This is a genomic window from Aeromonas rivipollensis, from assembly GCF_010974825.1.
Classification (GTDB): Bacteria; Pseudomonadota; Gammaproteobacteria; order Enterobacterales; family Aeromonadaceae; genus Aeromonas; species Aeromonas rivipollensis.
The window spans coordinates 134,706-151,875 of sequence record NZ_JAAILA010000012.1 but is presented as its reverse complement, the minus strand read 5'-3'; the positions used below and the strand labels follow the sequence as shown (position 1 = coordinate 151,875).

Genomic DNA, 17,170 nt, shown 5'->3' with positions numbered 1-17,170 from the left:
TTGACTTGCATGGGGGACAAACCTAAAATCACTCATCATGACGACTTGGAAAGGGAAGGAAATATGATCAAGGATGCTGTTACCGAGGGGGTGGTGAAATTGAGTGGTGCTGACACAACCAAAGCCTTGATCCTGGATGTTGCCCGAAGACTTTTCTCTTCAACCGGCTACAGAGCGACATCGCTCAGGGCCATCGCAAAGGAAGTCGGGGTCGATCCCGCATTGCTCATCCGCTATTTCGGCTCCAAGGAGGAGCTTTTTCTCGAAGCGCTGGCCATCAGCGACTTTTGTGAAAAAGCACTCACAGGTTCATTGGATGGCATGGGATACCGTATCGTTCTTGAGCTGATCTCCGGCGACATTAAAAATAAAATGAGTTCCTATGTGTCTTTGGTTCAGGCCTCAGACAGCGAGACCATAAGAGCCCGTTTACAGGATATCGTTAGAACTCGATTCGTTGAGCAACTGGCGCAGCGTTTGCCGGGGCAGGATGCTGAGTTGAGAGCACACCTTATTTCTGCCCAGACGGGGGGGCTTATCAATTCATTGGCCGTTATCCAGCACGAAACACTGCTGACAACGCCAATCGATATTATTGCCGAGCATTATGGCGCAGCGATACAGCTCTTGATCGATGGCAAGCCAGCCTGATAACGATTTATTGAGATTGGATTGCTGCTTTAAGCAATATTGATATCACCAGCTTTTGATGTGAAGCTTTTTTAAACCCATTTAAAACAGGCGGTTTCGCTGTGTCAAACTATCTCCTGGTTGATGAAACCAAGTGGGAGCGTGCACTCCATTGCAATATTTTCAAGAATTTCAGCAATCCACTCTATGGCGTTACCGTTGAGCTGGATGTGACGAAATTTATAAACAAAATTCGCAAGCTGGAGACATCATTCACCTTTGCCATGATATTCGTCACGGCCAGGTGTGCAAATGAAATAGAGGCATTTCGCTACCGATTATTGGATGGGCGCGTGGTGCTATACGATCAAATCAATACTGTGTTTACTTACCTTGACAAGGAAACAGAGTTATTCAAGGTTGTTGACGCCCCATTGACGGATACGCTGCAGACCTATGTGTTGGCGGCGCAGCAGGCCGCGCTTGCACAACAGGCGTATTTTACAGCGCCAGCGGGAGGCAATGTTTTTCAATTTTCACCGCTACCTTGGTTCTCATATACGCAACTGTCTCATACATTCTCCGGAGACAAAGAGAACGCCATCCCTCTTTTCAATTGGGGAAAATATTCCGAGAGAGAGGGCCGTGTCATGCTGCCTTTTTCCGTGCAGGTGCATCACTCCTTTGTTGATGGCATTCATATCGGCAGGTTTCTCGAAAAACTGCAAGCAGCACTCAATGAAGACTGAGCGTGAATGACAGAATTATCGCAATAAGGCTCAATATGAAAGATAGAATAGATGACGGCATCGCCGAGTATTACCAAGAAGAGTTCAATGGTCTCAAGTTTGCCGACACCCATATCTACGCAAAAGTATTTGAAGACTGTGTCTTTGTTAATTGCTCCTTCAATGGTGCCCATTTTCAACGTTGCAAGTTCGTTGACTGCGTCTTCAAAAATTCAGATCTGAGCAACCTCCGCGTTGATAGCAGCCGATTTTTAGCCGTGCTTTACGAAGAGTGTAAAATTATCGGGGTTGACTGGACTAAAGCCGAGTGGTCAAGGTTTGTGGTGCCTGGACAGCTCATGTTCAAAAAATCTATTTTAAATGACTCCTCGTTCTTTGGTCTTAATTTACCTGGGATGATCATGGAGGAGTGCAAGGTAAGGGCAGCGGACTTCAGAGGTGGCGACTTCAGCAAATCCGATTTCTCATACTCGGATTTTACTGAAAGCATGTTCGGCAATACCAACCTGAACGGTACTGATTTCAGGGAGGCGACAAATTACCGTATCGATGTGCGGGACAATCACCTGAAAGGGACTAAATTCACACGGCTTGAGGCAATCCACTTGCTGGATGGTTTTGGATTCGAGCTGTTTGATTGAAAGCCAGATGCCAGTCAATGGCTTGTGCCGTGAATGCTTTTTTATTCATGTTGAGCAATAAACCCGGGCAGAACCATTATTTGACTGTAGGGTCTTGTTCGGATTTAAAAAGGGAGGAATAACGCCTCCCTCTTGTTTATTTTTAATATTATAAAGACTCACCCCTTTAACTGGTCGAGGCAAGCCGGGTGAGCCGTCGGATATCAATACACCGATCATTTGTGATGCCGCTCATGAGGGCGCCGCACCACGTCTTGCAGGGCCCGGCCTTTCGTTCTGCGAAGGCCTGTTGCAAGTTCAACAGGCTCACTGCTTGCTGGGGAAGAGATGGCGGGTCTGTCATAACCTAGCCTCTCAGCGGGGAGGATTGGCGCCCCTGATGCGCTTGCTCAGCGACTCCCACAGGCCGGTGATGAAGTAGTAAAGTCCCCCTGCTTCACTGGCCTTGGTGTACTCGGCGAGCGGCTCTATCATGCCGCTCTTGAACTTGTCGAGCGCCTCTTTCTCGTTGGCTGCGTCGATATAATCCCCCACCACCTCGAAGCCCTGCTCCAGCAGTTGCGCCTTTTCAGGTAAAAAAGAGGGGGAAGACATCAGCAAGAAGGTGACGCTGGCGGGATCCTGTCCCTGACGGAAGAACTGGTATTTGCTCATAGGGCCTCTGGGGGTGAACTGTGCCCCTTCATTATTCATGGGGGCTTTCCCGCCGGACAGGCCCCATTTGCGACATCACAAGGGGCCTTTATTCAGGTCGGCTTCAGTCAGCGCCTTGGTGGTTTGCCCTTGCCAAACAGCCGGGGGGCATTAAGCAGGGTATAAGCGAAGAGGCTTATGGTGCTGGGGCCACCATAGGGGCGGCTGGGGTCGGCCATGTTGAGCTGATGGGATTCGGCCGCCGCGCGGGCATCAGGGGCCAGTATGGGTTCGCCTATGACCTCGAACCCCTGCGCCAGCAAAGCGGCCTTGTCTGCCAGGAAGCTGGCCGACGCCATGTCGAGCAAGGTGAAGGCGGCGGGCGCCTCCGGGGTGGAGAAAACCTGAAATTTGTTCATCGCGCCTGGAGTGGGGAGGTGAGGGTGGTTCGCCATTATCGCCGCCGACCCTGGGATGAGCGACTCCCTGTTCAGGGGGGGCAAGCCTTGGTATCCCGGCCAGATCAGGGGCGTAGAGTCCCCTTGAGGCAGGCTTGGCAGTGGCGACTCCCGAAAGAGGGTGCCGGCGCACAAAAAACGGGCCCATCAGGGCCCGTTTTGTCTAACTGCAAAGACTACTTGTTGTGGCGCTCATGGAGACGCTGCACCACATCCTTCAGGCCCAGCCCCTCGTTTTGCAGCAGCACCGTCAGGTGGTAGAGCAGGTCAGCGGATTCGTTGATGAGCTCTTCTCTGTCTTTCGCCATGGCGGCCAGGGCTACTTCCACCCCCTCTTCACCCACCTTCTGGGCGATGCGCTTGGTACCCTTGCCGTAGAGGCTGGCGGTGTAGCTGGTAGCCGGGTCTGCCCCCTTGCGCGAGGCCAGGATCTGCTCGAGCTCGGCGAGGAAGCCGAGCGGCGGCACAGGGTGACCGTCGAAGCAGGAAGGGGTGCCCAGGTGGCAGGTGGGGCCGACCGGATCGGCGGCGACCAGCAGGGAGTCCTGATCGCAGTCGGTGCTGATGGCGACCAGTTTGAGCACATGACCCGAGCTCTCACCCTTGGTCCAGAGGCGCTGCTTGCTGCGACTGAAGAAGGTGACCTGGCCGGTGGCCTGGGTCTTCTCCAGGGCCTCCCGGGTCATGAAGCCCTGCATCAGCACCTCGCCGCTGGCGGCATGCTGGACGATGGCGGGGATCATGCCGTCACATTTTGCCCAATCGAGGCGGTCGATGAGGGTGGGATCAATCAAGGGATTATTCACGGATGGCGACTCCTTCGTTTTTCAGCCAGCGTTTCAATTCGGGAATGGGGATGAGGCCCTTGTGGAATACGGAGGCCGCCAGGGCCCCGTCCACGTCGGCCTGGGTAAAAGCATCGAGGAAATGTGCCATGGTGCCAGCACCACCGGAGGCAATCAGCGGCACCTTGCAGACGGCTCGTACCAGCTTAAGTTGCTCGAGATCATAGCCCTGGCGCATGCCGTCCTGGTTCATCACGTTCAGCACGATTTCGCCAGCGCCGCGCTTTTGCACCTCCTTGACCCACTCCAGGGTGGTCCAGCTGGTGGTGAGGGTGCGGCTCTCGTCACCGGTGAACTGCTTGACCTGATACTGGCCGCTCGCCGCATCGAAGTAGGAGTCGATGCCCACCACCACGCACTGCACGCCGAAGCGTTCCGCCAGTCGGGTGATCAGGGTGGGATCGGCCAGGGCCGGGGAGTTGATGGATACCTTGTCGGCCCCAAACTCCAGGATCTGGCGGGCATCCTCCACGCTCTTGATGCCGCCGGCGACGCAGAAGGGGATGTCGATGACTTCCGCCACCCGGCTCACCCAGCTCTTGTCCACCACGCGGGCGTCGCTCGAGGCGGTGATGTCATAGAACACCAGCTCGTCGGCACCCTCCTCGGCGTAGCGGCGGGCCAGCTCGACTATGCCGCCCATCACCTCGTGGTTGCGAAACTGCACGCCCTTGACCACAACGCCATCTTTGACGTCGAGGCAGGGGATAATACGCTTTGACAACATGCTCATTGCTCCATGTAAAGCACAGTTAAAAAAACTTCGTTCTGCCGGTGACGCAGGATCAGGCGGCGGACGGAAAAGCGGTTGGCATGCTTTCTCTGCTGGATCCTGAGCGGGAAACGGCGCGCTCTTCGGGCGGCGCTGCCCCGGGGGAACCAACACTATATGCATGACTTTATTCAGTGATTCAACCCTTTGTCTCCCTTCGCCGGGCCCGGGGGCAGCGAAGGGCCATCGGGCAGGGGGGAGATAACGTCAGTTGGGGGCTCATCTGCTTCCACGCATTGGCGAAGGGTGAGCAGGGCGCCGTCGAAGTTGAATGCCTTCAACTGCCTGGCCAGGGTCTCGCTGCGTGGCCCCAGCATGAGCCGCAAGGGGGCGGCATACTGCTCGAACAGCGGGATCACGGCGGTATCGCTTTGTGCCAGCAGCGTCTCCATCTGGTGGCGCAGATCCCGTTGCCACTGGCTGCCAAGGGGGATGAGCTCCGCCGCAGGGGCGGGCGCTTCCTCCCCCAATCGATCGCGCAGGGCAACCAAGGCCCCGGCGATGGCCGTCATCAGGGCGGGCTGTTCAAGGCCATCCTCCGCGAGCCTCTGTTCCAGCTGCAGGCACTGCTGCGCGAGATCCACCATCCCAAGGGTGCTCGCGACCCCGCGCAAGGTGTGAACCAGTCGGGTGGCGGTCACACTGTCACCCGTTTGCAGATGGTGGCGGAGCAGGACCATGTCCTGGCCATGCTCGCTGGCGAAGTGGCGCAGCAAGGCAAGGTATTTGTCCTGATTGCCCTGCAGTGCCGCCAACCCCTGTTGCAGATCCAGCCCGGGGAAGCCATGCAGGGGGGCGAGGGGGCCTGCCTGCATGTCGCGGGGCAGGTCCTGCTCATCGGGCTCCACCATCCCGTTGCTGGGCAGCCAGCGCCCCAGCGCCTCAAACAGCTTGGCGGGGGTGACAGGCTTGGCGATGAAGTCGTTCATGCCGGCCGATTCGCTCGCCTGCCTGTCTTCCTCGAAGGCGCTTGCCGTCAGGGCCAGTATGGGGATCCGCTCCCGGCCAGGCAGGGCGCGGATGGCGCGGGTGGCGCTGTAGCCATCCATCAGCGGCATCTGTATGTCCATCAGGATGAGATCGTAGGGATGCTGGCGGACGCGCTCCAGCGCCTCCTGACCATTGACGGCGGTCTCGATGACCAGGCCGCTGTGGCAAAGCAGCTCCAGCACCACCTCGCGGTTGATGGCGTTGTCCTCCACCAGCAGCACCCGGGCCCTGTGGGGGAAGAAGGTCTGCGCCAGGCTCTGCGCCGGCGGGAGCGATTGCGGCGCCTCCCCCTGACCCGCCGAGAGGGCGGCGGTGAACCAGAAACAGCTGCCCTGGCCAAGGGTGCTGTTGACGCCGGCCTCTCCTCCCATCAGGGCGGCAAGCCGACTGGTGATCGCAAGCCCGAGGCCTGTGCCACCGTATTTGCGGGTGGTGGAGACGTCGGCCTGCTCGAAGGCCTGGAACAGCTTCTCGCACTGCTCTTGGCTGATGCCGATGCCGGTATCTTCTACCTCGAAGCGCAGCAGGTAGCCGCTGGCAAGCGGACGGGCCATCCGTACCCGCAGGGTGACAGCGCCCTGCTCGGTAAACTTGATGGCATTGGCGGCGTAGTTGAGCAGTGCCTGGCGCAGGCGGGTGATGTCGCCATGAACCCAGGTGGGGGAGTCTCCCATGTCGACCATGAGGCTGAGGCCCTTGGCACGGGCCTGCTCGCTCATCAGGGCGCTGACGTTGTCCAGCATGGCGGTGAGGGAGAAGTCACCTTGCTCCAGCGCCATCTTGCCCGCATCTATCTTGGAGAGATCCAGGATGTCATTGATGATGGTGAGCAGGTGCTGGGCGGCATTGTCGATCTTCTCCAGCCGCTCGTGCTGGGTGCTGTCCGGGGTGTCGCGCTTGAGCAGATACGTCAGCCCCAGGATGGCGTTCATGGGCGTGCGGATCTCGTGGCTCATGTTGGCCAGGAAGGCGCTCTTGGCGCGGTTGGCACTCTCGGCGCGCTGATGGGCCTGGGCCAGTTGCAGGGTGCGCTCGTTGACCATCTCCTCCAGGTGGTAACGGTACTGATCCAGCTCCTCGCCGAGCTGTTTCTTCTCTGTGATGTCGGCCTGTACCGCCACATAGTGGGTCACTCCCCCGTTCTCCTGGCGAATGGGGGAGATGGCTGCCAGCACCTGATAGTGTGAGCCGTCCTTGCGCCGGTTGACGAACTCGCCGTGCCAGCGCTGGCCGCGCTTGATGGCATCCCACAGGGCGATATAGGTGGCTCTGGGGGTGAGGCCGGAGCGCAGCAGTGAGGGAGTCTGACCGATGACCTCGTCCTGCCGGTAGCCGCTGATGGCCAGGAAGGCCGCGTTGACATATTCGATGCGGGCCCGGGTGTCCGTGATGAAGACGCCGTCCGGGCTCTGCTCCAGAGCCAGGGAGAGCTGCCTCAGCTGTTGCTCCGCCTGCTTGCGCTCTGTGATGTCAAGATGGATGCCGAGCAGACGCAAGGGGCGCTGCCAGGCATCCCGATAGACGCTGCCCTTGCTCACCAGCCAGCATAGGTCACCGTTTGGCAGCAGGATCCGGAACTCGATTTCGAAGGGCTTGTCGCTGACCGACAGTTCGGACAGCAAGGCGTCGATACGGGGCTTGTCCTCCGGGTGCAGGCAAGCCTGCCAGGCGTGAAAGGTCGTGAGTTGTTCGGCGTGGCGGCCATAGAGGCGGGCGCATTCCGGGGAAAAGAAGAGGTGATCATTGACCATGTCCCACTCCCAGATCCCGACGTGGGCGCCCTCCTGGGCCATCAGCAGCCGTTGCTCGCTCTCGCGCAGGGCGCTGCTGATGGACTCGGCTCGGACCCGGGCACTGATGGCATCGTCCATCAGGTTCAGTGCCGCCAGGCGGGCGCGGCGCTGGGTATCGAGCGCCACCTGCTGATTGTGCAGCAACTGCTGCTCGGCCAGCTTGCGCTCCGTGATGTCCTGCACAGTGCCATAGAGCTCGACGACATTGCCGTCCCCGTCCCGCAAGGCGGCCCCACGGGCGGTGACCCAGACGGGGTTCCCCTGCTCGTTGATGACGCCGGCATCACATTCATAGGGTTGCCCGTTGCGCAGGCAGCGCTCGACGGCCTGGGCTAGGGTGTGCCAGCCCTCCTGGGTGAAGTATTTTTTCACCTCGGGATAGACGGCAGGGGGGAGGGCGGGATCACGGCCGTAGATGCGGTAGATCTCCGGGGACCAGAAGTGGCTGTCGTCGCTGACACGCCAGCGCCAGTTGCCGATCTTGGCCAGCCGCTGGGATTCTCGCAGTATCCCCTCGTTGCGGCGCAGGGCCTCTTCGGTCTCCTTGTTCTGCTGATTGTCCTCGATGATGGAGATGAAGTAATCGGGCTCTCCCTCGAGATCCCTGACCAGGGCCACCGTCAGTGTCGTCCAGATGATCTCGCCCCCCTTGCGCAGATAGCGCTTCTCCAGGGTGTAGTGGGGCAGCTCGCCTGCCAGCATCCTGGTGACGTAGTGCTGATCGATGAAGAGATCGTCCGGGTGGGTGATCTGCTGGAAGCTCATGCCCATGAGCTCATCGGCACTGTAGCCCAGCATGTCGCACAGGCGCTGATTGACCCTCAGCCAAGCGCCATCGGGGGCGACCAGGGCGATGCCGACTGCCGCCTGCTCGAAGGTGACCTGGAAGCGGTTTTCGCTCTGTTGCAGGCGGGATTGGGTGCTGATCAGTTCCTGCCAGCGCTGGATCTCCCGGGCGCGGGAGTGGTGGATGGCGGCGCTGAGCAGGCTGACGAGCACGCCGTTGGCGATCAGGAGTCCCCACTGCACCAGATCCTGACCGGCCGCCACTGTCAGCTCATGGATCGGGGGCAGCAGGAAATAGGTGGTGACCAGGGCAGTGATCAGGGTGCAGAGCAGGCCTGGCAGCAAGCCCCCCAGCAGGGCGCAGATGATGATGGGCAGCATGAAGAGCACCAGCAACGGCCGCTCGCCAAAGGCGATGGGCAACTGGACCCGGATCTGCAACATCAGGACGGGCAGCAGCAGGGCCAGCAGGCAGACGCCCCAGCGCTGGGTGGCTGGGCGGACGTGCCACAATTGCGGTCGCTTCATCATGGGTGCTCCTCCGGCGGCATGGGGGCCTGGGGGTAGGGCGGCGGTAGCCCGAGCTGGCGTGAGAGCTCATTGATCTGGTGTTTGAGGGTCAGCATGGCGAGCTCCCTGTCCACCATCACCTTGTTGAAACGCTCCAACTCCTCGTTTTGCTGGCGCAGCTCCATGGCCTGGCGGGTCAGAGCCTGCTCGACCTGCTCCCGCTCGGTGACATCGAGCAAGAGCCCGAGCACGGCGGGCTGGCCGCGATAGTCGACACGCCGCCCGTACAGCTCCACCTCCAGGGGCTGGTTGCCGTGGTGCAGGGCGCTGAAGCGGGCATGGATGTCGCCACCCTCCTGCTCGCAGCGCAGCACCAGCTCGGCCACCCGTTCGCTGTCCTGTGGGCTTGCCAAGGCGTGCAGTGGGCCGACGCCGAGCAGGGCGCCGGGGGAGTCATAGCCAAACAGGTGGGCAAAACAGGGGTTGATGTAGCAGAGTCTGCCCTGCTGGATGATGTAGATGCCGGCAAGGGATTGCTCCACCAGGGCGCGAAACAGTCCCTCCCGCTCCCGCAAATCTGCCTCGGCACGCTTGAAGCCCGTGATGTCGCGGGAGATACCGAAGATGCCGATCACCTGACCGTCGTTATCCTGCAGCGGCCCCTTGGTGGCGAGGAATACCCGATCGCCGCAGGGCAGGGTGAGATACTCCTCCTCGGTTTGCACCCGGTTGTTTTCTATCACCCGACGGCCGGCGGCCATCAGCATCCGGGCCTGATCGGGGGGAAAGATGGCCAGGTCATCCTGGCCCAGCATCTCGGCGGCCGGTTTGCCCACGAACTGGCTGGCGGCGCGATTGAACAGTATGTATTTGCCCTCTCTGTCCTTGGCGAAGATGGCATCCTCCGAGCTGTCGGCGATGGCGGAGAGCAGTTGCAACGCCTGCAGCCGTTGCGCCTGGGAGTGGCGGACCTGTTCGGTCATCAGCAGTCGGGTGTGCTGGCGCAGCAAGATGATGCCGGCGTTGGTGACGAAGAGCACCAGCAGGCTGATGAGACCGATCCAGATGCTCTCCTTGAAGCTGGCCTGGTTGAGCTCGGCCTTGTCTATCTTGGCCAGCAGATACCAGTCCGTGCCCTCGACCGGGTAGACGACGCCAAAGGCCGCCGTGTCGCGATAATCCTTGCCAGAAAGAACCCTGGGCCCTCGTTGCCCGGCATCCAGACGCAGATACTGGGCCGCCAGCAAGGTGTCGTGATGGAGCGGAAGGTGCAGGCGAAGGGCCGAGTCGGGGCGGTAACGTAGGTCGCTCAGATACTGCACCTGATCTGCGCGCTGGCGAAACAGCGTGGCTTCACCACTGCTGTCGGGGATGGGCCAGGGCTTGAGGATCTGGTTTATCCAGTGGCTGCCGCTTATCTGCAGCACTATGACGGGCGCCGGCCCCGCCGCCGTGGCCAGGGGAGCCAGGAAGTCGAGCCTGGGCTGGCCCAACTCATCCAGATAGGGTCCGACCCTGAGTACCTTGCCCGCGGTCACCCGGGCCAGGGCATCGCGCAATGTGGCACTCATGATGCCCGCCCCCGGGGTCTGCCACAGGGGCTGGCCAGCCGGATCGAAGAGGGCCGCGCCATCGAATCCTTCTGCCGAGATGAACTCCACCAGCCGCGTCAGCCGTTGAGCCTGTTCATCAGACGGCTTGGTTCTCTGCCTGGAAGGTGAGAGATCCCCATAGCGCGGGTTGTCGATGATCTGGCGCAGATCCTGCTCCCGATTGCCGAGCCACTCTGTGATGCGTCGGCTCTTGAGATCCGCGATGGTTTCGAGTCGGGCGACCTCCTTGTCCCGGGTCAGCCCTATGTTCTGGGCGATAGCCATGGCAGTCAGGGCCAGAATGAGGCTGTTGAGCAGCAGTATGGGCAGCCACTGACGCCCGGAGAGCCGGGGGCTTGCCGTGGATTGATTGATGCGGCGGCGCAGCATGGTATAGAGCATGAGCGCTGTGATGAGGATAAACAGCCAGCCTTTGATGGTGCTGGCCAGGGCGAACTGGGCCGGAGTGCTGAAGAGCCACTCCACCGCCTTGTCCGAGAGCAGGATCCACAGGCTCGCCACGGCGGCATAGGTGAGCACCACGTTGAGCACATGGGCTCGGGTCAGGGGAGGCTGTTCAGCCATGGGCGACCTCGGCGTCATCCTGATAACGCTCGGCTATGGTGACGAACTGTTCGAAATGGCTGTCGAAGGCCGCCACCACGTCCGGATCAAAATGCTGGCCGCTGCCAGAGAGGATCAGGGTGCGCGCCTCCTCATAGGACATGGCTGGTTTGTAGACCCGGACGCTGATGAGGGCGTCAAACACATCCGCCAGCGCCATCAACCTGGCCGAGAGGGGAATGGCGTCGCCACAGAGGCCGTCCGGGTAGCCGCTGCCGTCCCACTTCTCGTGGTGCCAGTGAGCTATCTCCTTGGCCAGGGTGAGGAAGGCCAATGGCTGCTCCATATCCCGCTCGGCCTCCTCGATGGCATCGCTGCCGAGCTTGGCGTGGGTACGCATGATCTGCCACTCCTCGGGGGTCAGCTTGCCCGGCTTGAGCAGAATATGGTCGGGAATGCCGACCTTGCCGATGTCGTGCAGAGGAGCGGAGCGGCTCAGCAGATCGATGTAATCCGGCGACAGTGTCTCGGCAAAGCGGGGGTGACCGGCAAGGGCGCTCGCCAGCAGCCGTACATAGGCCTGGGTGCGCAGGATGTGATTGCCGGTCTCGGGATCGCGGATCTCCGCCAGATGGGCCAGCGCCCGGATGGAGACCTGCTGGATCAGATCGTTTTCGGTCATCCGGCGCGCCACCTCGGCCTCCAGGGCCGCATTCTGATCGTGCAGACCATCCCGGGCCTGCTTGGCCTCCAGCTGGGTGCGCACCCGCGCCTGGACGATGACAGGCTTGATGGGTTTGGTGATGTAGTCGACGGCCCCGAGCGACAGGCCGAACTCCTCGCTTTGGGGATCGGCGAGGGCGGTGAGCAGTACCACGGGAATGCGGTGGGTCTCGGGGTTGGTGCGCAGCTGTCTGAGTACCTCATAGCCGTCCATGCCGGGCATCATCACGTCCAGCAGGATGAGATCCGGTCTCGTCTTGCCACTGGCAATGCGCAGGCACTTCTCCCCGCTCTGGGCGGCGAGCACCCTATAGGTGGGTGAGAGCAATTCGGTCAGTACCATCAGGTTCTCGGGAGAGTCATCGACGATGAGGATGGTGGCACAGTGAGATGTGAACATAAGCCTTCCGTGACGTTATCTCGATGAGTCCGAGTATAGAGTCAATTGCTTCCAGATTATAAGGGCTTGCCGCTGCGCCCTCAGAAGAAAAGGTGCCTGCTCCGGCGCTGATGGCCGGACAGGCACCTTAGGGATCACCGGGTGATCCCGTGGTCATTCATCCCAGCAGGCGATGGCCTCTTTCACGTCGAACTTGCCCTCGAGGAGCGCGCGGCCGAGGATGACCCCCTTGACGCCTGTGTCCTTGAGCGCCTCAATGTCGGCCAGGCCGCCGATGCCGCCTGAGGCCTGAAACGCCACGCTGGGGTAACGGGCGCAGAGATCCCGGTAGAGCTCGACGTTGCTGCCCGAAAGGGTCCCATCCCGGCTGATGTCGGTGCAGAGCACGTGCTTGAGCCCGGCGGGGAGGAAGCGCTCGATCAGCGCCTCAAGGCTCACACCGCTGTTCTCCTGCCAGCCTGCCACCGCAATCTGGCGATTGCCCTGGGCATCGATATTGACGTCCAGCGCCAGCACTATGCGCTCGGGGCCGTATTTTTCCATCCAGCTAGCCACCAGATCCGGGGACTTGACGGCGGTGGAGCCGACCACCACCCGGTTGGCGCCGGCGGCCAAGAGGTCTGCCACGTCCTGCTCGCTGCGCACCCCGCCGCCCACCTGCACCGGCGCCTGGGTTACGGCGAGCAGCTCGGTGATGAGGGCGAGCTGGCGCGCTTTTGCATCCTTGGCGCCGTCCAGATCCACCAGGTGCAGCTGCTCCGCCCCCTGGGCAACATAGTCGTCGAAGCGGGCCTGAGGGCTGCTGCTGTATGCGGTCTTCTGGCCGTAGTCCCCCTGATAGAGTCGGACTACCTGGCCATTGATGAGGTCAATTGCGGGAATGATCATCCTTGTTACAGCTCCAGAAAGTTTTGCAGTAAACAGGCACCGGCACTGCCTGAGCGCTCCGGGTGGAATTGGGCGCCGAAGAAGTTGTCACGGCCGACGATGGCGGTGAAGGGCTGGCCATAGTCGCAGGTGGCGAGGGACGCCTCTGTCACTTCCAGGGCGTAGGAGTGGACGAAGTAGAAGTAGCTGCCGCTTCGGATCCCTCTCAGCAACGGGTGGGTCTCATCGTGCTCAATCTGGTTCCAGCCCATGTGGGGCAGGCGCAGATTGCCCACCTCCATCAGCCGGATCCTGCCAGGCACTATGCCGAGGCCCTCGATCAAGCCCTCATCCGATTCGTCACTGCCACTCATGGTCTCCTCGGAGGCTTGTGCCAGCATCTGCATGCCGAGACAAAAGCCCAGCAGGGGCTGCTTGGCGGCGCGAATAAGGGGCACAAGTCCCCGTTCGTTGAGGTTTTTCATGGCGGCCACCGCTGTGCCCACCCCGGGCAGGATCAGCTTGTCTGCCTGCTCGATGTCGGCGGCCTGGCAGGAGACCTGCGGCGCCACGCCGAGGCGCTCGAACGCCATCCGCACCGAGGCCAAATTGGCACAGCCGGTGTCGATGATGACGAGGTTTTGCTTACTCAAACCCATCACAGCACCCCCTTGCTGGAGGGGAGTTCGCTCCCTTCCACCCGGATGGCCTGGCGCAGGGCGCGGCCAAAGCCCTTGAACAGCGCCTCTACCTGGTGGTGGGTGTTGCCGCTGCCCACCTTCATCTGCAGGGTGATGGCCATGGCGTCCGAGAGCGACCGGAAGAAGTGGGGCACCATCTCGGTGGCCATCTCGCCCACGCTGTCGCGGCCAAAGCCGCTCGGGCAGTCGAACACGAAGTAGGGGCGGCCGCTCAAGTCCAGCGCCGTGGCCACGTCCAGCTCGGTGAGGGAGGGGGTATCGGTGGTATGGCGCGGGCGGCCATCGATCACAGCCTGTACCTCGTCCATCGCCAGCACGAAGCCGAAGCGACCTATGCCGCGCTTGTTGCCAAGGGCCTGGCGCAGGGCCTGACCCAGGGCCAGTCCCACATCTTCCACCGTGTGGTGATCGTCGATGTGCAGATCGCCGCTGACTTTCAGCTTGAGGCGGAACCCGGCGTGGGTGGCTATCTGATCCAGCATGTGATCGAAGAAGCCGATGCCGGTGGCAATCTGGTTGCCGCCGCTCTTGTCCAAGTCCACTGCCACCTGGATGCGGGTTTCCTTGGTGTAGCGCTCCACCTCGGCCACCCGCCCCTTGGAGAGCAGCTGATCACGGATGGCGAGCCAGTCGTGATCCTGCGGCTGGTAGCGAATGCCGCGGATGCCCATGTTCTCGGCAAGTTGCAGATCTGTCTGTCTGTCGCCTATCACGAAGGAGTTGGCAAAGTCGATACGACCCGAGGCGAGGTACTCCTTCACCAACCCGAGGTTCGGCTTGCGGCAGCTGCAACCGTCGGTGGGGAAGTGGGGGCAGATCAGCACCTGCTCCCAGTTCACCCCTTGGGATTCAAAGAGGTGCATCATCAAATCATGAGGGGGCTGGAAGTTTTCCAGCGGCAGGCTGGCGGTGCCCAGCCCATCCTGGTTGGTCACCATCACCAGCACGTAACCGGCGGCCTGCAGCTCGCGCAGCACCGGGATCACCATGGGCTCGAAGCGCAGCTTGGCGAGGCTGTCCACCTGCTTGTCGGTCACCGGCTCTTCTATCAAGGTGCCGTCACGGTCGATAAACAAAAACGGGGTCTTCATCTGGCTACTTCCTTATACGCTGGCGGCAGACGGGTTGCTGGCTGAGGGGGTGCTGTTCGATAGATCGCGCAGCACTGTGAGGACGGCGTCCATCTCCCCCTGATAGCCGATGGTGATGCGGATGCTGTTGTCCAGGCCCGGCTTGCTGGAAAAATCACGCAAGATGATGCCGGCGGCCTTCATGGCGGCAAAGACGGCGGCGCCATCGGTGAAGCGCACCAGCACGAAGTTGCCCTTGTCCTCGAACACCTCTTTCACGCAGCCAAGCCGAAGCAGCTCGGCCTTGATGAGAGCCTTCTGCTTGTTGAGCTCCTGCACCCGCTCCTGCATCAGCGCCAGCCCCATGGGGGAGAGGGCCTGGGCCGCTATCTGGGCGATGGGCTCGGGGATGGGGTAGGGGGCTATCACCTTGGCCAGCATGGTGATCACCTCGGGATTGCCCAAGGTAAAGCCGCAGCGGATCCCCGCCAGGGCAAAGGCCTTGGAGAGGGTGCGAGTCACCACCAGATTGGGGTATTGGTCCAGCAGATCCACCACTGAGCCTTCCGGGCAGAACTCGATGTAGGCCTCGTCCACCACCACGATGGCGCGCTCCCGGGCCTTCTCCAGCAAGGCGATGAGCCCCTTGCGGCCCACCAGATCCCCGGTGGGGTTGTTGGGGGAGCAGAGGAACACCAGCTTCACATCGGAGAGGCGATCCGCGATGGCGGGCCAGTCCGGCTGACGGCTGGCGGTGAGCGGCTGCTCGACGATGCCGACGCCGCAGGTCTCGGCGCTGATGGCGTACATGCCGTAGGTGGGGGGGCAGATGAGGATCTGATCTTCCCCCGCCTCGCAGAAGGTGCGGATCAGCAGCTCTATGGCCTCGTCGGCGCCGCGGCTCACCAGCACCTGGCTCGGATTGACCCCGGCGTAGGCGGCGTAGCCGTTGACCACCTCGGCCGGCTGGCACTCGGGGTAACGGTTGAGGCGGTTGCCCTCGATGGTGAAGGGGTAGGCCAGCGGCGCCTCGTTGGCGTTGAGCCAGACATGACCCTGACCACCGATGCGACGGGCGGATTGGTAAGGGGTGAGGGCCCGCACCACGCGGCGAGCCAGATTGGCGATGCTCATGACAAATCCTTCTGCTGCTGGCTTGAAAGTGCGTTCAATCTGAGGGTGACGGCGTTTTTATGGGCATCCAGCCCTTCCGCATCGGCGATGCGCTGGACTATGGGACCAAGGCCCTGGATCCCCTCGATACTCAGCTCCTGCACAGTGTAGCGGCGCTGGTAATCCGCGAGCCCGAGGCTGGAGCAGGTGCGGGCATAGCCGTAGGTGGGCAGGGTGTGGTTGGTGCCGCTGGCGTAATCGCCGACCGACTCGGGCGTCCAGGCGCCCAAGAAGATGGAGCCGGCGTTCTCGAGTCTGTCCAGCAGATCGCGGGGCGCTTGGGTCTGCACTATCAGGTGCTCGGGCGCATAGGCGTTGGAGATGGCGCAGGCCTCGTCCAGATTGTCGCAGAGGATCACCAGGCTGCTGCCGAGCGCCTGGGCGGCGATGTCGCGGCGGCTGAGCTGGGCCAGCTGGCCCTTGATCTCGCCTGCGATGGCGTCGGCCAGGAGCGGCGAGGTGGTCACCAGCACCACCTGGCTATCGGGGCCGTGCTCGGCCTGGGAGAGCAGATCCGCGGCCACGAAGGCAGGATTGGCGCTCTCGTCGGCAATCACCAGCACCTCGGAGGGGCCGGCGGGCATGTCGATGGCGGCGCCGCGCCAGTCACGGGAGACCTGGCCCTTGGCTTCGGTCACGTAGGCGTTGCCCGGGCCGAAGATCTTGTCTACCTTGGGAATGCTCTGGGTGCCGTAGGCCATGGCGGCGATGGCCTGGGCGCCGCCGATGGCGAACACCTTTTCGACGCCGCAGGCGCGGGCGGCAAACAGGATCTCGTCGCTGGCCGGCGACGGGGTGCAGAGCACCACCTCGCGGCAGCCGGCCAGGCTTGCCGGAATGGCCAGCATCATCACTGTGGAGGGGAGCGGCGCGCTGCCCCCCGGCACATAGAGGCCGACCCGGCTGATGGGCTGGGTGCGCAGCTCGCACACCACCCCGGGCTGGGTCTCCACCCGCACCACGGGTTGCGCTTGCGCGGCGTGGAAGGTACGAATGTTGGCGATGGCCGCTTCGATGGCACTCTTGATGCCGTCATCCAGCCGCGCGCAGGCGGCCTCTATTTCGTCCTCGCTGACGCGCAGCTGCTCGCGGGGGGCGCGCTCGAAGCGCAGGCCTAGTTCCCGCAGGGCGTCGTCGCCCCGGCTGCGCACGGCGCCGATGATCTCCTTGACCACGGCACCTATGTCCGCCTCGTCATTGAGGGCGGGGCGGGTCAGCACATCGGCCTGCTGGGTGGGGGAGAGGGTCTTCCAGATCAGGGTCTGCATGATGT

Annotated in this window: 15 protein-coding genes; 3 read left to right on the top strand and 12 right to left on the bottom strand. The window is 61.7% G+C overall.

The features are described from left to right. The first annotated feature begins 63 nt into the window (after nt 1–63). The 3 genes from G4923_RS09500 (at nt 64) to G4923_RS09490 (ending at nt 2,020) form a co-directional block, all read left to right on the top strand. Nucleotides 64–651 carry a TetR/AcrR family transcriptional regulator gene (locus tag G4923_RS09500; RefSeq protein WP_163136808.1) on the top strand — a complete coding sequence of 196 codons (588 nt, stop codon included), beginning with the start codon at nt 64–66 and terminating at the stop codon, nt 649–651. A gap of 101 nt (nt 652–752) precedes the next feature. After that, nucleotides 753–1,379: a CatA-like O-acetyltransferase gene (locus G4923_RS09495; protein WP_163136806.1), complete on the top strand. Its 627-nt coding sequence runs from the start codon at nt 753–755 to the stop codon at nt 1,377–1,379. A gap of 2 nt (nt 1,380–1,381) precedes the next feature. Continuing rightward, on the top strand, nt 1,382–2,020 hold the full coding sequence (locus G4923_RS09490; protein ID WP_163136804.1) for a pentapeptide repeat-containing protein: 639 nt from the start codon (nt 1,382–1,384) through the stop codon (nt 2,018–2,020). Nucleotides 2,021–2,374: 354 nt separating this feature from the next. On the opposite strand, the gene G4923_RS09485 is transcribed toward G4923_RS09490, so the two are convergent. From G4923_RS09485 to hisD, 12 genes are all read right to left on the bottom strand, one after another. Beyond that, nucleotides 2,375–2,674, bottom strand: coding sequence for a hypothetical protein (locus tag G4923_RS09485; RefSeq protein ID WP_163136802.1), 300 nt, complete (start codon nt 2,672–2,674; stop codon nt 2,375–2,377). A 107-nt stretch (nt 2,675–2,781) separates the two neighbouring features. Beyond that, a complete protein-coding gene (locus G4923_RS09480) occupies nt 2,782–3,072 on the bottom strand; it encodes a hypothetical protein (RefSeq protein ID WP_163136800.1) in 291 nt (96 codons plus the stop codon). A 215-nt stretch (nt 3,073–3,287) separates the two neighbouring features. Next, entirely contained in the window at nt 3,288–3,917 is a 630-nt protein-coding gene (gene hisIE, locus G4923_RS09475; protein WP_163136798.1) for a bifunctional phosphoribosyl-AMP cyclohydrolase/phosphoribosyl-ATP diphosphatase HisIE, read from the bottom strand. Then, entirely contained in the window at nt 3,910–4,683 is a 774-nt protein-coding gene (gene hisF, locus G4923_RS09470; RefSeq protein WP_025326924.1) for an imidazole glycerol phosphate synthase subunit HisF, read from the bottom strand. Before hisF ends, hisIE begins: the two co-directional genes overlap by 8 nt. Nucleotides 4,684–4,859: 176 nt before the next feature. Then, on the bottom strand, nt 4,860–8,828 hold the full coding sequence (locus tag G4923_RS09465; RefSeq protein WP_163136796.1) for a PAS domain S-box protein: 3,969 nt from the start codon (nt 8,826–8,828) through the stop codon (nt 4,860–4,862). Next, a complete protein-coding gene (locus G4923_RS09460) occupies nt 8,825–10,984 on the bottom strand; it encodes a PAS domain-containing protein (RefSeq protein ID WP_163136794.1) in 2,160 nt (719 codons plus the stop codon). Before G4923_RS09460 ends, G4923_RS09465 begins: the two co-directional genes overlap by 4 nt. Then, a complete protein-coding gene (locus G4923_RS09455) occupies nt 10,977–12,086 on the bottom strand; it encodes a response regulator (RefSeq protein WP_106886828.1) in 1,110 nt (369 codons plus the stop codon). The genes G4923_RS09460 and G4923_RS09455 overlap by 8 nt, the downstream gene beginning before the upstream one ends. A 153-nt stretch (nt 12,087–12,239) precedes the next feature. Then, nucleotides 12,240–12,974, bottom strand: coding sequence for a 1-(5-phosphoribosyl)-5-[(5-phosphoribosylamino)methylideneamino]imidazole-4-carboxamide isomerase (gene hisA, locus G4923_RS09450; RefSeq protein ID WP_163136792.1), 735 nt, complete (start codon nt 12,972–12,974; stop codon nt 12,240–12,242). Nucleotides 12,975–12,979: 5 nt separating this feature from the next. After that, nucleotides 12,980–13,612: an imidazole glycerol phosphate synthase subunit HisH gene (gene hisH, locus G4923_RS09445; RefSeq protein ID WP_163136790.1), complete on the bottom strand. Its 633-nt coding sequence runs from the start codon at nt 13,610–13,612 to the stop codon at nt 12,980–12,982. Continuing rightward, complete coding sequence (gene hisB, locus G4923_RS09440; RefSeq protein ID WP_163136788.1) at nt 13,612–14,745, bottom strand: bifunctional histidinol-phosphatase/imidazoleglycerol-phosphate dehydratase HisB; 1,134 nt, start codon at nt 14,743–14,745, stop codon at nt 13,612–13,614. Before hisB ends, hisH begins: the two co-directional genes overlap by 1 nt. A 12-nt stretch (nt 14,746–14,757) precedes the next feature. After that, complete coding sequence (gene hisC / locus G4923_RS09435; RefSeq protein ID WP_163136786.1) at nt 14,758–15,858, bottom strand: histidinol-phosphate transaminase; 1,101 nt, start codon at nt 15,856–15,858, stop codon at nt 14,758–14,760. Then, the gene (hisD, locus tag G4923_RS09430) at nt 15,855–17,165 is read right to left on the bottom strand and encodes a histidinol dehydrogenase (RefSeq protein WP_163136784.1); all 1,311 of its coding nucleotides are present in this window, start codon (nt 17,163–17,165) and stop codon (nt 15,855–15,857) included. Before hisD ends, hisC begins: the two co-directional genes overlap by 4 nt. Between the last annotated feature and the right edge of the window lie 5 nt (nt 17,166–17,170).